A 396-nucleotide genomic window follows, 5' to 3' on the forward strand; every position below is an offset into this window, starting at 1 on the left:
CGCGGTCAACGGCTCCCAGCTCTATGACGTGCAGCAGACCGCCAACAAGGGCTGGAACCTGACCGCCAACGGCGCCAACTCCTCCAATGTGGCCCCGGCAGCACGGTCGACCTCAACAACACCGACGGCAATCTCGCCATCACCAAGACCGGCAACGCCGTCACTTTCAACCTGTCCAAGGACGTCACGGTCGACAGCGTCACGGCCGGCAATTCCAAGCTCGACACCAGCGGTCTCACCATCACGGGCGGCCCGAGCGTGACGACGGCCGGCATCGATGCCGGCAACAAGGCGATCACCAATGTAGCCGCCGGTACCAATGCCACCGACGCGGTCAATCTGAGTCAGCTCAACAGCGTCTCCACCTCGGTGACGAATCTCGGCAACAACGTCAAC

General features: G+C 62.9%; 1 pseudogene. It reads left to right on the forward strand.

Annotated elements, in window-relative coordinates:
* Positions 1 to 396 (forward strand): annotated as a pseudogene (locus ACTJKX_RS38280) (hypothetical protein); the annotation flags it as partial.

Origin of the sequence: Labrys sp. 22185 (genome assembly GCF_052045555.1) — a bacterium.
Classification (GTDB): domain Bacteria; phylum Pseudomonadota; class Alphaproteobacteria; order Rhizobiales; family Labraceae; genus Labrys; species Labrys neptuniae.